The organism is Rhizobium sp. NLR8a, assembly GCF_019685235.1.
In the GTDB taxonomy this organism is placed as follows: domain Bacteria; phylum Pseudomonadota; class Alphaproteobacteria; order Rhizobiales; family Rhizobiaceae; genus Rhizobium.
Genome location: NZ_JABDWI010000006.1, coordinates 168487 through 185992, shown reverse-complemented (window position 1 = coordinate 185992; position 17506 = coordinate 168487). Strand labels below are relative to the sequence as shown.

Here is a 17506-nt window from a genome sequence, read left to right as displayed (position 1 = left end):
GGATGGGCGTGTAGCTCAGCGGGAGAGCACTACGTTGACATCGTAGGGGTCACAGGTTCAATCCCTGTCACGCCCACCATCCTTTTCAAGGCCTTAGCGAGAAATTGCTGAGGCCTTCTTAGTCTCTGGTGCCAAATAGTGCCAAGTTAGGGCGGCGAAGCGGTGCCAAAACGGCACCCGAGACGCTTTTCACTTGGACACTTTATTGGTCTTCCCAATTTGCAACCCATTGCACCGGGCAATCGCCAATTCTATTGGTGCGTATCTGACACCGGCTGCGAATGGCTAAGCCGTCTTGGCAGTTTCTGGAGCGCCCACGCGAGCACGGCGCTCCGCCTCTAGATCGATCACAGACGCACGCATGTCCTCCGTAGTGACTTTGACGTAGACAGACTTCGTCACGCGGCTCCCTGGCGCATGTCCAAGGCGCGGCTGGAGAAGAGCGTCTGGCACGCCGCGAACGTGGAGCCACGTCGCCATCGCCTTGCGAAGGACGTGAGGCGACAACTTCAGCGGCTGTCCGTTCCGCTTAACTCCGGCTTTCTTCACCGCACTCGCGAGAGCGCGACGAATGTTCACAAGCCTGCCACCAAATCGGCCTGGGAAGACTAGAGGCGGCGGCGTCTCGCCTGCCGTCAGTGCTTTGGCACGAGCCGCACGCTTCGCTTCTGAGAGCGCATCACAGAGGGAAGCACTTATCGGAATGTCTCTGTCCGAATGGCGAGTCTTGGGCGTGAAGCCATCTTTACGACGGATAGCCACGAGCTGATTTGCCGTGTCTAGGTCGGACCATTCGAGAGTGAAAGCCTCCGTCTTGCGGACGCCGGTCTCCGCTAGGAACCGCACCAGCAGAGCCCTCTCCTTCCCGAGAGCATCCATGATGCCGGACATTTCTTCAGGCGTAGGTACGTCCACTCGCTTCACCGCCAGCGGAATACGCTCGACCTTTGGAAGCTTCTCCACGAGGCCCTTCTCTTGCGCCCACCGGAGCACCTGGAGGAACAACGAGGTCTCTGCGTTGATTGTAGCCGCAACACAACCGGCTTCAACCCGGTGCTTCTGATAGTCAGCCATGTCCCTGGTGCCGATGGTGGAAATATCGGTTTCGGGAAACTTGCCCAGAATTGCCTTCAGCTTGAAGCCGTCAGCGTCTAAGGACGATTGTCGCTTTTTGCCAGTGGCAACCCTGTCAACTTGCTCCTCCAGCCACCGTTTTGAGACCTCCGCCAGGGTGACGCCGCTCAGTTTGCGACCGAAGCCGCGTCCCGAGAGCGCTCCATCAAGCTGAAGCTCCCTCAGCATCCGTTTAGCGTCGGCAAGCGCTTCGGTCTTCGTTGCCAGCGTATGGCGGGCACGCTTCCCAGTCGGTGAAAGATGTGGCGGAACATCAATGATCCACGTTCCCGTATGAGCACCTTCGCGTATGCGCGGAGCGACCCGGAACGGCCCGATCTTCTCAGCCTCTAATTTTGCTTTTGTCATCTCTTCGGTTTTCCCCTTTCGTCAGACTTCGCACGTAGCTCACCGGGTCGAACGACCCAGCCTTTTCCGGTGCAACGAGTTGCAACGGCTCCCGCGCGACGGGCGTGCGCACCTTTCGGCTCGGCTCCATCTTGGCACCGCTCCCCAGGCTCCGCCGCGCGGTAACAAAAGCGACCACATCTGCCCGCCGATAGATCAGGCGAGCGCCAACTTTTGACGCGGGCAGTTCGGCTCGCGGGATGCGCCGGACGAAGTCCACGCCGCACCCCAGCATGCGGGCCACGTTCTCGACAAAGAGGAACTCGTTGCCTAGGCCGTCGTGGCTTCCGGTAAAGCAATGGGGATTGTCTCGCCTGTCCACCTCGTAGGAGGCCCGAACAGACGCTCCAAGCCTGTCGAGCAGACCAGTGTGCATTTTTCCCTTAGACACGCTCCAGCGCTCCCAAATCAATTTAAGCGATTTAAATTACATGCTGGAGAGCTCAGTCTGCGCTGCGGCTCTTAGGCTCGCATAGACCGCTCCCAAACACTCGTGAAGCTCCGGGAACACCGGCTTCAACTGGTTAAGGAGGTGCCAAAGCCAGTTTAAGCGAGCTCGCCATGGCGTAAAGCTTGCCATAACGCCGGCAACCGAGCGTTCAAGCGCCACCGTCTGCCCGAGTTCGATACATTCCAGCGCCGCGCTTATTATCCGCTTCTGAGCTTTCTTGAGCGCGTCAGCGTCCGGGACGCAATCAACATGCCTTCGTCGGCGTCGAAAGGACATTCCAAGAAAATCGAAACCGTCGGACGCGCGTCGTAGTCTCTGCTCGTGGAGTTCGAAGGGACCGCCGGGATGGGACGAAAAGGTCCCGCTCAAGGTCAATAGCGCCTTCTCCACATCGGCCTTTTTGTCGCCCAGCAGTAGCATGTCATCAGCATAGACGATCAAGAAGACGCCACAGGGCAGCTTCATCATCTTCATTGCGTCGGTTACAATGTGCGAGGCGAGTGTGGCGGACGTAGCGGCTCCTTGAGGCAACCCAGCTTGCGACTTGAACAACAGGTCATGAACATCCTGAGCAGACATCTGATCCTCAATGATCAGACGCGCACGTGTCCGGGCTATGCCCGTACCATCTCTCATAAAGCGGCCTTCCAGTTCGCTGGTATCCTCCTGAAGAATTGTTGAACGGATATAGGCCTTAGGCATCGGGAGTTTGCGCATCAGCCACCCCCGGTCCGCCGTGCCAAAGAAATTCTTTATGTCGAGCACCGCAGCCCACTTCGCCCCGGCATCAATGCGTCTGACGACTTCGCTGAGAGCGGCCGGCCTGCCGCCCTTTCCCCGTGCACTGTAGATGTTTTCATTTATCGGAAGCCGGTCACCATAAGCCATAAGGAGCAGGCGCTGCCGGACTCGATCGGTCACTCCGTAAGCATGGACCGGTCGTATTCCGCCGCTGGACTTCTTCACCGCGAAGACCGTGTAACGGTCTCCAGGAGCGTGGCCAAGCTGGATCGATGTCGCCTTCCGCCGCGCATCTTTGTTTCTCCACGGCCTCCGGTGCCGCCTGCCTGATGGTGGTCGGACCTGAACGATGTCAGCGCTGATCATCTCGTCGTCGGCAAACCTCGGGATGAACACTTCTGACTTGCCGAGTTCTTCATCAAACCAGATTTCGCCGACGAGACCTCTTTGCAACGCGTTGCAATCGATCTGGCTGTCGCTTTTCGTAAAAACCGGGCGGCGCTGCCGGGCATTCTGACGCGCCATTTCCTTCATCGTTAGGCCGAGCGCTACCGAATAGCTCCGCGCGAACAAACGGCGCAGACTACGGGCTTTCCTTCCTTTGCCTTCGGCCTCAGCCCGCGCAATGCGGCTCTGAAGCTTTGCAGCTTGTGTCGCGCCTCGCCGGCGGTCGCGTCGGCTAAGTTTCGAAGTCACGAAATGCTCCATCGTTGGCTTCCAATGACTTACCTTTTTTTACAACCTGGAGCAAGTCTAAAGTGAATTTCGCGTTGACCAACACAGTGAATTTCGCGTTGACGAACACTTTGATATATATAGTTTTTTTCTGGCAAAAAGCCAACTTTTGATTGAATTTCAAAAAATTGCTTTTAGAGTGAAGCCCATGAATGAACTGTCTTTGAAGGAGCCCTTAAATGACACCTCGTGTTTTCATAGGATGCCATGTCCCGCCCGCCCTGTGCGCAGAGATTGACGCAGCGCTGTTGAGGGGCGTCCCTGGAAGCAGGGGCTATTTCGCGAGTCGGTCTGACTACTTGCGCGCTGCCATTCTGCGCATGCAAATCGAACTCGCTGCCCCGGCGGTCCGTCAGCGTCAGCGCGTGCAACCCGTTGCAACGCTAGACAGGGCCTGACCTCCCTCTCACCGAAAGGAAAGACCATGACAGCCCCGCTTATCCCTAACACCATCGCCAAGAAGGCAGATACCGCGCCGACACGCTCCGAGCTGGAGCATCAGCGGCGCGTTGCAAAGGCCAAGTCCGTTGAAGCCACGATGGAAGAAATCAATCGTGGTGCAGTGCCCGCGTCAATAGGCACCCGCTCCTCAAGCGGTATTCATTCCATCCTTATCATGCCGGAGGCGTCGGAACAGAAAGTGCAGGGCAAGAAGAGCGCGCCCGTTGATATCCATCCGCGTGTGACAGCGCTGAAGAATGATCTCTCACCGAATGCGGCACAGCTCCTAAGCCTCGTGGTGAAAGCCGATGAAGCTTATCGCGGCGCGCAGCTCATCGACCTCAGCGCCTTCGTCGTGAAGAACGCGCTCGGCGTCACTGAACAAGAGGCGACCACTGCCCGCTCTGAGCTGGAACGCCGGGGCCTCATTGCTTTCCACGACAACGGCTCCGGCGCTCGCGGCTTCTATCCCCGCCTGCCCTGATCACTATTCCACCCATTCCTGCCCGGAAGCATCTCGCCGGGCAGGCAAAACCGCCGTGCCAGTGGCTGCCTCCCGCCTTCTTCGTCAGACAGACACCGCAAGCCTTCCACGAAAGAAATTGACGAGGTGTCCAGCGCTCCGCAGCCGCGTCACCGGCATTCGCCCACCCCCAAATCCACCCCGATGACCCAGGACCCAACATCATGACCATGAGCCCCCATATCGCCGAACCGCTCGAAGCCTTCACTAATCCCGAGCCCTTCGCCTTGGTGTCGCCGCGCGATCTCCTCCAGTCGTCCCCAGACTTCCTGCTGTCACTGTCTGTGATCGATCTTTTCCGCACCAGTGCGAACGCAGCTGCTATCCCGCCCGCCCTGGCACCCGTCTTTGAAGACCTGGACGAACAAGTCACCTTCACCACTGAGATGGCGCGGGCCGGTCTCATCACCGTGGCTCGCCTCGTGGGCGAAGAAGCCGAGCACTCCTTGGTGGGCAGGAAGGAAATGCTGGAGGCGGCATGCCAGCAGTTCACACAGGACAGCGTGCGCCTCTCCACGCTGCTCATCCTCCGCGACACGCTCCGCGCGGCACCAAATGATGCCGGTGACCTCCAGGGCTCTCTTCGCGACAACCTCGCATGACCAAGCCCTGAGCAACACGCGCCCAGCGGCAAGTATTAGGACTTGGGAATGCGTCTATGTGCTGCCGCTGGACACAAACGAAACGAGACAAACGAGACAACGCTCAACGGTTAGCGAGACAGCTCCAAGGAATACACGTCAGATGCCCCGAATTTGCGCATGCTGCGAACATCCTCAGAGAACAGCAATTGAAGCGCAGCTTGTGTCGGGCCGTTCGCTTCGAGCGGTGGCGGCTGGCTTCGGCCTGAGACCGGCAGCCCTCCACCGGCATTCTCAGAACCACCTGTCGACAAGTCTTAGAGCAGCGGCCCAGGCGCATCGCACGGCAGCTGAGCCCATGGGCACACAGTCAGCTCAGCCCATCCGCCCGACGGGATTGCAACGCGTTGCAATCGACTTAGACCAGCACTCTACGTCACCGGCAGAACGGCGAGCCCTTCAGCTCGAAGACGCAAGCGGCAACCGCACTCTCCCCTCCTCTAGTACGTCAGCAGGGCAGAGCAGGGCGGCACCGGCAACCGAGGCGCCGACTGCGACGGCTCCCGGCGTCCCGCTAGACCCGTATGCGCTTGCCTGCGAGCTTAGAGACAATGCCGTCACCATCCTTCGCAGCGCCTCAGCATCCGGCGACGCAAAGCTCGCCCTGGACGCAAACAGAGCAGCTGTTAACGTCCTCGACAGGCTCGCCCGCTTGATGCCACGCAACGCAGATGAGACATCCTCGCTGCCACTCCAGGTCTCCCCGGAATGGACGCAGCTTAGGTCTGCCCTCATGACGGCGTTGGAGCCCTTCCCGGAAGCACGCATTGCCGTTGTCGGGGCACTCTCTGAGGCGGGGGAGCTGCAATGATCTCCCGCGACTTGGCGATGGCGCTCGACCCCGCTCTGTTCATGGCGGAGGCGGGCTATCCGCCCGACCCCTGGCAGGCGACGTTTCTCCGTTCGACCTCGCCCCGGACGCTTCTCCTCAGCTCACGCCAGCTCGGAAAGAGCACGGTGACGGGCGCGCTCGCGTCTCACGCGGCGATTTATCTGCCCGGAAGCCTCATCCTTCTACTGGCACCATCGCAACAGCAATCGCGAGAGCTATTCCGCAAGGTGTGTGCATTCCACCGCGAAGCTGCTGACACCGACCCGGAGGCAGAAAGCGCGCAGCGCATAGAACTGCCGAACGGCTCTCGCATCGTTTCGCTCTCCGGCAACCCTACCACCGTTCGCGGCTTCTCCGGTCCTCGCCTCATCATCCTTGATGAGGCAGCCTGGATTGAAGACGAGCTTTTCCACGCAGTTACTCCGATGCTCGCTGCCGGCGGGCGCCTCATCGCGATGACCACACCTAATGGGAGGCGCGGATGGTTCTACGATGCTTGGGCGGGCAATGATCCTGCGTGGGATCGCACGCGGGTAACGGCGCTTGAAAGCCCTCGCATTACTCCCGAGTTTCTGGCCCTGGAGCGCGCCGCAAAACCGGAGTGGCGCTACCGACAAGAGTACCTTTGCGAGTTTGTCGACACGGATGAGCAGCTCTTCCCCACTGACATGATCGCGCGGGCGATCACCCCAGACGTACCGCCGCTGTTTTCTCCGTCCGCATTCCCCTCATTTTCTTCAGGTGCCGGCCATGCCACTTAAGATCGTCAGAGACTTTTCCGACCCGACCCACACGCGAAGGGTTGTCTATGAACCTGACCGGACGATTGCGCCGCGCACTCGTCCGCAAGGCAATATCTATCGCGACGGTGAGGGCCGCTTGCGCAGCCGAAGGGAGGAAGGGGAGCCGATCAAGTTTTATGTGGGACTGGACCTCGGACAAGCTGCCGACTTCACCGCAATCGCAATTGTGGAGAAGACAGACGGCGGGCTTACGGTGCCGCACCTGGACCGGGTGAGAGGGCTCCCCTATCCCCGGCTTGTCACGATGACAGCAGACCTGATGGCGAGGCCTGAGCTTCGAGGACATTCTCAGCTCATCGTTGACGCCACTGGGGTAGGGCGTCCTGTTCTGGACATGCTGCGCTCTTCAGAACTGCAACCCGTTGCAGTCACGATCCATGGCGGCGCAAAGGTCCAAGGCAGCCGCCGCGCTCCGCGAGTTCCCAAGCGCGATCTAGTCAACTGCCTATTGGTGGCACTCCAGGGGGGAGTACTGAAAATCTCCTCCGAACTTCAGCACGCAGCAACCCTCGCCCGCGAGCTAACGGAAATGCGCCGCAAGCTCTCCGCTGCCGGGCATGACAGTTATGGGGTTTGGAGAGAAGGGGAACATGATGATCTGGTGCTCGCACTAGCGCTCGCGGTCTGGCAAGCCGAACGTGGCGGCCATGGCCACCAGACACCGCCACCGCCGACGGATGTCCTCCCGGAAGACCGGCCTTCCTGGCCAGTTGATGAAGGGCGTTAGGAACATGGGGAAGTCACTTTGGCTTACGCCCACCCCTCAGGACTGATGGCTGCTCGGCCCCTTCTTCGGGCATCTCGAAGAACTCGACCAACTGAACCCCCAACGCCCCGGAAAGCTTGTCCAAAACATCAACACCCACATTCACCGCTTGACGTTCTAGTTTTGCGAAATAGGCGCGATCAACACCAGCGTCCGCTGCAAGCTTCTCCTGAGAGAGCCCTTTGCCAACCCTAATCCGGCGTAAATTCCAAGCCACGAGTGCGCGTCCGTTCATTTCGCACAATGGAAAGCTTAGAAGGTTATTAACCCACTGGCTATCGCCACAGGATTTCGTTATTTCTCAGGTGCAGCAACGATCGGGATATGCTGAAGATAATCGGGGAAGAGATGAAATTAAAAAGGCAGTTAATGGCAATTGGCTGCGTACTTCTAGGTACCCCTGCCCTCGCAGACTGGCTGTACGAGCAGGAAATCGACAAGATGCGCGGTAGTGTGATCAACTATGCTAGCGTCAAAAGCGATAACGTACTGAGTTTCTCGTTTCCATATGACGGCGGATCAATCGCTACGCTGGGCTTCCGTCTCCACGATCCCAATCAGCTAGAAGCATACCTAATGATCAGCAAAGGCCAGTTCACATGTTCTGGCTACAGCTATGACGTGGTGTCGGTGAAATTCGATGAACGACCACTGCAAGAATTTAGGTGCAATCAGGCAGCAGACGGAAACACCAAGACAATTTTCATAAATGACGCGACGGGTTTTCTTCGGCAAATGCAATCCGCGTCGAAAGTCATCATTGAGGCCGACTTCTATCAAGAGGGTCCTCGCCAACTTAATTTCAGCGTTGCGGGTATTCGCTGGAGCATGAACTAAGGGGCGGACACGACCTCCGCAGCAATTGACATAACGCAAGCGTACGTTACATTTACATTCTAGTCAACGAACATTGACAGGAATGTAAAAAATGCGCGGTGTGGCTTACTACAGAGTTTCAACGGACAAGCAGGGCCGCTCGGGCCTCGGCCTTGAAGCTCAGCGTGAGGCGGTCCGCCGCTTCATGGGTGACGACTTCCCGCCCGTCCGTGAGTTCACCGAAGTGGAGAGTGGCAAACTCACTTCCCGTCCCGAGCTGGCGCAGGCATTGGCAGCAGCGAAGATGCTCCGCCTTCCCCTGGTGGTCGCTAAGGTTGACCGCCTCGCCCGTAATGTGGCTTTTTTGGAAGCCATACTCGCCAGCGGCGTGGAAGTCATCTTCTGCGACATTCCCCAGGTCCAGGGCGCAATGGGCCGCTTCATTCTCCAGCAGATGGCGGCGGTGGCCCAGCTTGAAGCCGGTCTTATCTCCGAGCGCACCAGGGCAGCTCTGAAGGCCGCCAAAGAGCGCGGAAAGGTGCTGGGTGGCTTCCGTGGGGTGAAGGTTGACCCGGGGCTCGGGCGCGCTGCCAAGACAGCCAAGGCCTTAGAGTTCGCTTCCCAGGTCGCCCCGATTGTCTGCGACGTTAAGGCAGCAGGTGGGTCTCTTCGGGCGATTGCATCAGAACTAACTTCTCGCGGCATTCCGACGCCTCGCGGCAGCGTATGGAGCGCCACCCAGGTCAAGCGCATTTTGGAACGGACGCGCTCATGAGCGGCGGAAGTCTCACCACTGAGCAAGCCGAAGATAAGATAAGGGCTACGAACTCGACCAATCGGATTTCCGCCCTTATCGACATACTCCTCCACGCGCCTAAAGAGGTGGGCTTGAGCATCTTTGTGGAAAACTACTCAACCTGCGACAATACTTGGCACTACCGTAATGACATTCTGATACTTCTGAAGCGCTTGGGGCACGCCAGGGACGCGATGGACAGCGAAGCGCTTCACTATTTCTCAGCCTTGCCTGATCCTGTCGTCATCTATCGTGGATGCCAAGAAACCCGCATTAGAGGTCTTTCGTGGACCACCGAACGAGCTGTCGCGGAAGGGTTCGCGCGCGGCCATCGGTCGATGACGGTAGCTAAACCAGTGGTGGCCAGCGCTGAGATACCCAAGGCCGCAGTATTTTTTGCGGTGACCCATCGCGAAGAAGCCGAGCTCGTTATTAACCCCCGCCGCCTTCGCAAGCTCAAGCAAGAAAGATATGTCCAAGAGCATCCCGACTCCTCGCGCGCGACTGGAGCGCCGTTCAAGTGAAGTGGGTCTAGTCAACGGATTTTGCAACGCGCTGCACCAATCCAAGCGATCTTGCAGAGTGCCAATGAGCCACAAGGCCTCGGTAAGACATAAGTTTGGCATTGAACCGACGGTGAGCAACGATAACGGGCGCTAGGGTCAGCAAGGATTATTTAAGTCGCGACAGGGGTTTAGCTGTGGGCAGAAGCGGCGGAGCAATCTGCATTGCCGTCAGAGTGCCTTTTTGACTAGACAATTTGCGGATTTTGGGCGAACCCTTGGATGGATTGGTTTTTTACCATTGTGGACACGAGAACTCAACCGCAGAGCGGTCAGCGCCTCTCACAGACACACCTTTCTGCTTGTCCTTACAAGATGGTTATGGTTTTCCGAATAGCATCGGGACAGCGAGCGATGGTTGGCCCCGCTTGTCGGCCGACTTGAATGTGGCTGAGCGGCCGCAAGGGCACATCTGAAGACACTACGAGGGATAGCATTGAACCAGCAGGCACTATCATCTTTCATCTGGTCGGTCGCGGATCTGCTGCGCGGAGATTACAAGCAAGCGGACTATGGCAAAGTCATCCTACCTTTCACCGTCCTGCGCCGCCTCGACTGTGTTCTGGAGCCGACCCGCGCAGCTGTGCTCGCGGAGTTCAACGCCCGTCAGGGCATGGGCATCGACCCGACGCCGTTCCTTAAGCGAAAGTCGGCGCTATCCTTTTTCAATACATCCGACATAGATATGAAGCGGTTGATAGGCGACCAGGACAACATCGCCGCGAACTTGCAGTTCTACATCCGAGGCTTCTCGGAGGATGTGCGAGACATTTTCGAGCGGTTCGAGTTCGTCACGCAAGTGGACCGCCTGTCCAAGGCGGGGCTGCTCTACCAGGTCACAGAGCGGTTTGCTCGCATCGACCTTCACCCCGAGAAAGTCAGCAGCCATCAGATGGGACTAGTGTTCGAGGAGTTGATCAGGCGGTTCTCGGAGCTGTCCAATGAAACTGCCGGCGAACACTTTACCCCCCGCGAGGTAATCAGCCTCATGGTGCACCTCCTCTTCGTGGAAGATGACGGGGTACTGTCTAAGCCCGGCGTGATCAGAACAATATACGACCCAACGGCTGGCACAGGCGGAATGCTATCGCTTGCTGACGAATACGTGGTAGAACACAACCCAAATGCTCGTCTGGTCATGAACGGCCAAGAACTGAACCCCGAGAGCTACGCGGTCTGCAAGGCGGACATGCTGATCAAGGGGCAGGACGTTAGCAAAATCGTTTTCGGCAATACGTTATCGGAGGACGGGCACGCTGGCGAGAAGTTCGACTACATGCTGTCCAATCCGCCATTCGGCGTCGAATGGAAGAAAGTCGAGAAAGAAGTCCGAAAGGAACACGAACAACAGGGCTTCAACGGCCGCTTCGGTCCAGGGTTGCCTCGTGTGTCCGATGGCTCGCTGCTGTTCCTGATGCACTTGGTCTCGAAGATGCGGCCTGCGGTGGATGGCGGCAGCCGCTTTGCCATCGTTCTCAACGGCTCCCCGCTTTTTACGGGCAGCGCAGGCAGCGGAGAAAGCGAGATCAGGCGCTACGTGCTGGAGAATGACCTGCTAGAGGCCATCGTCGCGCTGCCAACGGATATGTTCTACAACACAGGCATCTCGACCTACGTCTGGGTGCTCACCAATCGTAAGTCCGCGAACCGCAAGGGCCACGTGCAGCTCATCGACGGGTCCAGCTTTTGGCAGAAGATGCGCAAGAGCCTCGGCTCCAAGCGCAAGATGATGACCGACGCCGACATCAACGAGATCACCAGGCTCTTCGGCGAGTGCACCGAGGCGCAGCTGGCGACCGTGTTCGATCCCGAGGGAAAGGAACTGGCGCGGCGGGTTGTCCGGCCAGGAGAAGCCGAACCTAATGCACCGGACGGTGGCAAGGTGAAGATTGCACCGCTCTCGCGCATCTTCCCGAACCAGGCATTCGGCTATCGTTGCATCACCGTGGAGAGGCCCCTGCGAGATCAAGCGGGGGAAATCGTGCTGGGACAGCGAGGCAAGAGCAAGGGGAAGCCGCAGCCGGACAGCAACCTGCGGGACAGCGAAAACGTGCCGTTGGCAGAGGAGGTCGGGGACTACTTCGAGCGAGAAGTCCTGCTCCATGCGCCAGACGCATGGGTCGATCATGATAAGACCAGGGTAGGCTACGAAATCCCCTTCAACCGCCATTTTTACGTCTTCGAACCGCCCAGGCCGCTGGAGGAGATTGATGCCGAGCTGAAGCAGGTCACGAACCGCATCCGCGAGATGATCGGGGAGCTTGCGCAGTGACCGATCCGAAGTACGTACGAATGTCACCTAGCGGCGTCTCTTGGCTTGGGGACGTGCCGTCGCACTGGACGCTTCGCCGTTTGGGCTACTTCTTTGACGAGCGGCGCGAGAAGGTGAGTGACACGGAGTATTCTCCACTGTCGGTGACCAAGAACGGCATTGTCCCTCAACTCGAAACAGCGGCAAAGACGGACGATGGCGACAATCGCAAGAGAGTTGTTCATGGTGACTTCGTGATTAACAGCCGATCAGACCGCAAGGGCTCGGCAGGCATTGCGGAGTTGGATGGCTCTGTGTCGCTGATCAATACCGTGCTTCGGCCGCAGGCCGAATGTCATTCCCGGTTCGTGCACTACCTCCTGAGGTCGGTGGCATTCCAGGAAGAATTTTATCGGTACGGCCAAGGCATCGTGGCTGACCTCTGGACAACGAAATTCTCCGAAATGCGGGCTATCCTTCTTGCGATGCCGCCGTTCCCCGAGCAGAAAGCCATCGCCGCCTTCCTCGATCGCGAGACGGGCAAGATTGATGCCCTGGTAGAGGAGCAGAAGCGGCTGATCGAACTGCTCAAGGAAAAGCGCCAGGCTGTGATCTCCCACGCAGTTACTAAGGGCCTCGATCCAAACGTCCGCATGAAGCCGTCCGATGTGGAGTGGTTAGGCGATGTGCCGGAGCATTGGGATGTAACGCGATTAAAATTCGTCGCTGCAGTCCAGACGGGGACCGCAAAGGGAAAAGATCTTGCAGGTCAGGCGACGATCAAGGTTCCCTACCTACGAGTGGCGAATGTTCAAGACGGCTACATCGATTTGTCCGATGTGGCGGAAATAGAGGTGCCTGTCGGTGACCTTGACCGATACCTACTCCGCCAAGGTGATGTGCTGATGAACGAGGGGGGTGATTTCGACAAGCTGGGTCGAGGCGGCATATGGGATGGAAGCATCGACCCTTGCGTCCATCAAAACCACGTTTTCTCAGTCAGGCCTCACGGTGTCCTACCCGAGTGGCTCAACATGATCACCAGTTCTGCATACGGCCGCTTCTACTTTATGAGCCGCTCGAAGCAGAGCACCAACTTAGCTTCCATCTCGTCCACTAACCTTATGGAACTTCCACTGGCGCTGCCACCTAAAGACGAACAGGCGGTGATCGTGACCTGGCTCAAGGCGCAGTTGATGCAATTTCTCGCCCTTGAAGAGCAATGCGACCGCTCGGTGTCACTGTTACTAGAACGCCGCTCCACCCTGATTTCGTTGGCGGCAACGGGCAAGATCGACGTCCGCCACATCGCCGTGCGGGACGAAGCAGCATGACCCGGCTTTGGCTTGTTCGGCTCGGCAAGAACGGTGAGTACGAAGCCGCTACGCTTCAGGACAATATGCTCCGCATCGGCTTCGGGCTACACGAGAACATATCGCACCTCAAGGACCGAGAAGCCCTTATCGGCAAGATGGCCGAGCTATTCCCGAACGATAAACCGAACCGGCACAAAAACTTCGGCGCTCAGGTCAACCAGTTCGTCAATGTAGCGCAAACTGGCGACCTGGTGGTGACCCCGTTCAAGACGACAAGCACCGTCTCTATCGGACGCCTTGCCGGTCCTTACGCCACAGGACCGAATGGCGAAGTGCTCCGACCGGTGGAGTGGCTTAGAACCGACTTGCCACGCGACAGCTTCAAGCAAGACCTGCTCTACAGCTTCGGTGCTTTCATGACCGTGTGCGAAATAAGTCGAAACGAAGCCCTGCGGCGGATCCAGGGGGTATTGGAGACCGGCCGCGATCCGGGAGATGGGGCACTGCCGGCCACCACCACCAGAGGCTCTCTGGCCAAGCCTCTTCCCAGAGAAGAGACGACGGAGGCCGCAGACCAGCCAATCAACCTGGAGCAGCTGGCACGGGACCAGATCCAGCGTCGGATTGCCTCGGTTTTCACTGGCCATGAGTTTACCCGGCTCGTTGCCGCCATTCTCTCCGCGCAAGGTTATCAGACTCGGGTGTCACCACCCGGGGCCGATGCTGGCGTCGACATCGTGGCCGGCAATGGACCGCTTGGACTTGATGGCCCGCGGGTTGTGGCGCAGGTAAAGTCGGGAAGCGTCACAGTCGATCAACCGACACTGCAGGGGCTGATTGGTAGCATCCAAGACACCCACGCCGATCACGGTCTGATCGTGAGTTGGGGTGGCTTCACCAGCGCCGTTCGCCGCCGAACAAATGAGCTTTTCTTTCGGGTTCGCCTTTGGGGTCGCGAGGAATTGGTCGACAACCTCCTCGCGGTCTACGACCGCTTGCCCGAGGACATCCGAGCCGAGCTGCCGTTGCGTAGAACCTGGACCCTAGTGCTGGATAATGATGGCGAGATGGACGCATGAACCTCCACCGTGAGATCAGCTTCGAGGACGAAATCTGCAACCATCTTGCGCAGCATGGGTGGCAGTATGCCACTGGTGACGCGCAGCTCTACGACCGCAGTCGGGCCTTGTTCGGCTATGACCTCATTGCCTGGCTGCAAGCCACCCAGCCGGACGCCTGGTCCACACTCGTCAAGAACAACGGCAGTGCAGCCGAGACCATCGTGCTCGACCGTGTGCGCAAAGCGCTGGAGGACCGTGGGACGCTGGACGTGCTGCGGAACGGCGTTGAGTTGGTTGGCCTGCGAGCACCTTTGAGCCTCGCCCAATTCCGTCCGGCATCGGGCATCAACCCCAACATCCTGGCGCGATACGAGGCTAACCGGCTTCGCGTCGTGCGACAGGTTCGCTACTCCACTGGCAACGAGAACGCCATCGATATGGTACTATTCCTCAACGGTTTGCCGGTCGCGACGGTCGAGCTAAAGACCGACTTTACCCAGTCCGTCCAGGACGCTGTGGATCAGTATCGGTTCGATCGGCACCCTCACCCCAAGGGCGGCGCACAGGAGCCGCTGCTGGCCTTCCCTGCTGGCGCAATGGTGCACTTTGCAGTGAGCAATGCCGAGGTCATGATGAGCACCAAGCTTATCGGTCCACTGACCACCTTTCTCCCCTTCAACAGGGGGCATGGCGGCGGCAAGGGCAATCCGCCAAACCCGTCCGGCCATCCCACCGCTTACCTTTGGGAGGAGGTGTGGCAGCGTGACAGCTGGCTGGAGATCATCGGCCGCTACATCGTTGGGGAGAAGGACAGCAAGAAGAAGCTGACGCGCTACCTCTTCCCTCGGTTCCACCAGCTCGACGCCACGCGGAAACTCCGCCAGGCGGTTCTGCAGGACGGCGCCGGAGCGAAGTACCTTATTCAGCACTCTGCTGGCTCGGGCAAGACGAACTCCATCGCCTGGTCAGCCCACTTCCTTGCGGACCTTCACGATATTCAGGACCGCAAGGTCTTCGACAGCGTCCTGGTCGTGTCGGACCGGAACGTCATCGACACACAGCTGCAGGAAGCCATATTCAGTTTCGAGCGCAATGCCGGTGTGGTGGCGACCATCCGCACCGAGGGCGGCGCCAAGAGCGGCCAGCTGGCCCACGCATTAGCGGGGGGCAAGAAGATCGTAGTCTGCACCATCCAGACCTTCCCGTTCGCCCTCGAGGAGGTGCGCAATCTTGCTGCCACTCAGGGCAAGCGATTTGCGGTTATCGCGGACGAAGCGCACTCTAGCCAGACCGGCGAAGCTGCAGCCAAGCTCAAAGCGGTTTTGTCGGCGGAAGAGGTTGCCAACCTCAATGATGGCGGCGAGATCAGCAGTGAGGACATCCTAGCTGCACAAATGGCGTCCCGAGCGGCCGAGATCGGCATCACCTACGTGGCCTTCACCGCAACCCCCAAGGGCAAGACACTGGAACTGTTCGGACGCAGGCCAAAGCCCGAGGAACCGGCCGGCGAAACCAACCTGCCTCTGCCCTTCCACGTCTACTCGATGCGCCAAGCTATCGAAGAGGGTTTCATCCTCGATGTGTTGCGCAACTACACGCCGTATGACCTCGCCTTCCGGCTCGCGAGCCAGAACGATACGCAGGCAGAGACAGAGGTCGAGCGGTCGGAAGCGCGGAAGTCGCTGCTCCGCTGGGTCCGACTCCATCCCTATAACATCAGTCAAAAGGTCCAGATCGTCGTTGAGCACTACCGTGCCAACGTACAACCGCTCCTAGACGGTCGGGCGAAGGCGATGGTGGTGGTCGGCAGCCGCTTAGAGGCGGTGCGCTGGCAGGTGGCAATCCAGAAATACATAAAGGAGAAGGGCTACGACCTTCGGACGCTGGTGGCGTTCTCGGGCGAGGTCAACGACGCCAAGACCGGTCCGGACCCTTTCACCGAAGCCAGCAAGGAGCTGAACCCCGGACTTGCCGGTCGAGACATCCGAGAGGCGTTCAAGCTGCCCGAACACCACATACTGCTGGTCGCCAACAAATTCCAGACTGGCTTCGACCAGCCGCTGCTCTGCGGCATGTATGTAGACCGCCGTCTCGCGGGCATCCAGGCTGTCCAGACACTCTCCCGCCTGAACCGGGCGCATCCTGGCAAGGACACTACTTATGTCCTCGACTTCGTCAATGCCGGTGACGACATCATCACCGCATTCCGAACGTACTTCGAAACGGCCGAGCTCGACAATGTCACCGACCCTAACATCGTTCTGGATTTGAAGGCTAAGCTTGACGGACTAGGCTACTACGATGAGTTCGAGGTGAACCGCGTCGTTAATGCGGAGCTAAGCCCGAGCTCCAAGCATAGCGATCTTGTGGCGGCAATTACTCCGGTCGCGGACCGCCTCTTGCGCGGCTTCAGGAATGCCCAGGAACGTCAGCGAGTAGCACAGGCATCGAAGGACCAACGGGCGGAAAAGGTAGCCAAAGATGAGATGGACGCGCTTATCCTCTTCCGCACCGACATCGGCGCATTCATCCGTCTCTACGTATTTCTGTCCCAGGTCATCGACTTCGGCAATACGGCTGTGGAAGCGCGACATATCTTCTTTCGCCGCCTGCTACCCCTGCTCAAGTTCGGACGCGAACGGGAGATGGTGGATACCTCTAGCATCGTCTTAAGCCACCACAAGCTCTCCACCAAGGGAAAGCGTGACCTCGTCCTTGCGCGTGGGATGGGTGAAAAGCTGCAAGCGATAAATGATGCCGGTTCGGGTGCAGTCCAGGAGAAGGAAAAAGCCCTGTTGGCCGACATCATTGCCAGGGTTAACGAGCTCTTCACCGGCGACACTTCCGATGATGATCAACTGGTCTACGTAAACAATGTGTTGAAGGGAAAGCTCCTGCAGTCCGAACGTCTCGGCGAGCAAGCCGCGAACAATACCAAGGAGCAGTTTTCAAACTCACCAGACCTGTCACAAGCAATCATCGACGCGATCATAGACGCCTTTGACGCGCACCGCTCAATGAGCGAACAGGCCCTCAACTCGAACCGCATACGAGATGGACTGAAAAGCGTCCTGCTTGGTCCAGGCCAGCTCTATGAGATGCTTAGAAGCGGAACAGCGCGTCAAGGAGCAGAACCGTCGAATTGGTGACGCACCGGCTTGGGGCCGTCGAGGCCTGTTCAGGCGTGAGCCATCGCGATCCGCCTCCACCGAAGTCCAGATTTATAGGGCCACACCTCTTTCCAACTGT

Annotated in this window: 15 protein-coding genes and 1 tRNA gene; 12 read left to right on the top strand and 4 right to left on the bottom strand. The window is 58.5% G+C overall.

The window, feature by feature from the left end; genetic code table 11:
- The first annotated feature begins 4 nt into the window (after positions 1-4).
- Positions 5-79 (top strand) — tRNA-Val (locus HJC04_RS13195).
- Positions 80-285: 206 nt separating this feature from the next.
- Here HJC04_RS13195 and HJC04_RS13190 read toward each other — a convergent pair.
- From HJC04_RS13190 to HJC04_RS13180, 3 genes are read right to left on the bottom strand one after another with little or no spacing between them, the layout of a single operon-like run.
- On the bottom strand, positions 286-1482 hold the full coding sequence (locus HJC04_RS13190; RefSeq protein ID WP_221146420.1) for a site-specific integrase: 1197 nt from the start codon (positions 1480-1482) through the stop codon (positions 286-288).
- Positions 1457-1912, bottom strand: coding sequence for a helix-turn-helix domain-containing protein (locus tag HJC04_RS13185; protein ID WP_221146419.1), 456 nt, complete (start codon positions 1910-1912; stop codon positions 1457-1459). Before HJC04_RS13185 ends, HJC04_RS13190 begins: the two co-directional genes overlap by 26 nt.
- Positions 1913-1948: 36 nt before the next feature.
- On the bottom strand, positions 1949-3421 hold the full coding sequence (locus HJC04_RS13180; RefSeq protein ID WP_221146418.1) for a reverse transcriptase domain-containing protein: 1473 nt from the start codon (positions 3419-3421) through the stop codon (positions 1949-1951).
- A 451-nt stretch (positions 3422-3872) separates the two neighbouring features.
- Between HJC04_RS13180 and HJC04_RS13175 the strand changes: the two genes are divergently transcribed.
- The 4 genes from HJC04_RS13175 (at position 3873) to HJC04_RS13160 (ending at position 7415) form a co-directional block, all read left to right on the top strand.
- A complete protein-coding gene (locus tag HJC04_RS13175) occupies positions 3873-4373 on the top strand; it encodes a hypothetical protein (RefSeq protein ID WP_221146417.1) in 501 nt (166 codons plus the stop codon).
- A 203-nt stretch (positions 4374-4576) separates the two neighbouring features.
- Complete coding sequence (locus HJC04_RS13170) at positions 4577-5014, top strand: hypothetical protein (protein WP_221146416.1); 438 nt, start codon at positions 4577-4579, stop codon at positions 5012-5014.
- Between the two features lie 846 nt (positions 5015-5860).
- A complete protein-coding gene (locus tag HJC04_RS13165) occupies positions 5861-6646 on the top strand; it encodes a terminase large subunit domain-containing protein (protein ID WP_221146415.1) in 786 nt (261 codons plus the stop codon).
- Positions 6636-7415, top strand: coding sequence for a hypothetical protein (locus HJC04_RS13160; RefSeq protein ID WP_221146414.1), 780 nt, complete (start codon positions 6636-6638; stop codon positions 7413-7415). Before HJC04_RS13165 ends, HJC04_RS13160 begins: the two co-directional genes overlap by 11 nt.
- Positions 7416-7428: 13 nt before the next feature.
- Here the strand turns inward: HJC04_RS13160 and HJC04_RS13155 are convergent, their stop codons facing one another.
- Positions 7429-7671, bottom strand: a complete 243-nt coding sequence (locus tag HJC04_RS13155) for a helix-turn-helix transcriptional regulator (protein ID WP_311044465.1) — start codon at positions 7669-7671, stop codon at positions 7429-7431.
- Between the two features lie 107 nt (positions 7672-7778).
- Here HJC04_RS13155 and HJC04_RS13150 point away from each other — a divergent pair, with 107 nt between their 5' ends.
- From HJC04_RS13150 to HJC04_RS13120, 7 genes are all read left to right on the top strand, one after another.
- Positions 7779-8291 (top strand): hypothetical protein, encoded by a 513-nt coding sequence (locus HJC04_RS13150; RefSeq protein ID WP_221146412.1) that lies wholly within the window; start codon positions 7779-7781, stop codon positions 8289-8291.
- A 91-nt stretch (positions 8292-8382) separates the two neighbouring features.
- Positions 8383-9045 carry a recombinase family protein gene (locus tag HJC04_RS13145; RefSeq protein ID WP_221146411.1) on the top strand — a complete coding sequence of 221 codons (663 nt, stop codon included), beginning with the start codon at positions 8383-8385 and terminating at the stop codon, positions 9043-9045.
- Positions 9042-9590: a hypothetical protein gene (locus HJC04_RS13140; protein WP_221146410.1), complete on the top strand. Its 549-nt coding sequence runs from the start codon at positions 9042-9044 to the stop codon at positions 9588-9590. Before HJC04_RS13145 ends, HJC04_RS13140 begins: the two co-directional genes overlap by 4 nt.
- 475 nt (positions 9591-10065) lie before the next feature.
- Complete coding sequence (locus tag HJC04_RS13135) at positions 10066-11901, top strand: class I SAM-dependent DNA methyltransferase (protein WP_221146409.1); 1836 nt, start codon at positions 10066-10068, stop codon at positions 11899-11901.
- The gene (locus tag HJC04_RS32100; protein ID WP_221146408.1) at positions 11898-13214 is read left to right on the top strand and encodes a restriction endonuclease subunit S; all 1317 of its coding nucleotides are present in this window, start codon (positions 11898-11900) and stop codon (positions 13212-13214) included. The genes HJC04_RS13135 and HJC04_RS32100 overlap by 4 nt, the downstream gene beginning before the upstream one ends.
- Positions 13211-14275 (top strand): restriction endonuclease, encoded by a 1065-nt coding sequence (locus tag HJC04_RS13125; protein ID WP_221146407.1) that lies wholly within the window; start codon positions 13211-13213, stop codon positions 14273-14275. The genes HJC04_RS32100 and HJC04_RS13125 overlap by 4 nt, the downstream gene beginning before the upstream one ends.
- Positions 14272-17406, top strand: coding sequence for a type I restriction endonuclease subunit R (locus HJC04_RS13120; RefSeq protein ID WP_221146406.1), 3135 nt, complete (start codon positions 14272-14274; stop codon positions 17404-17406). The genes HJC04_RS13125 and HJC04_RS13120 overlap by 4 nt, the downstream gene beginning before the upstream one ends.
- The last annotated feature ends 100 nt before the right edge of the window (positions 17407-17506 follow it).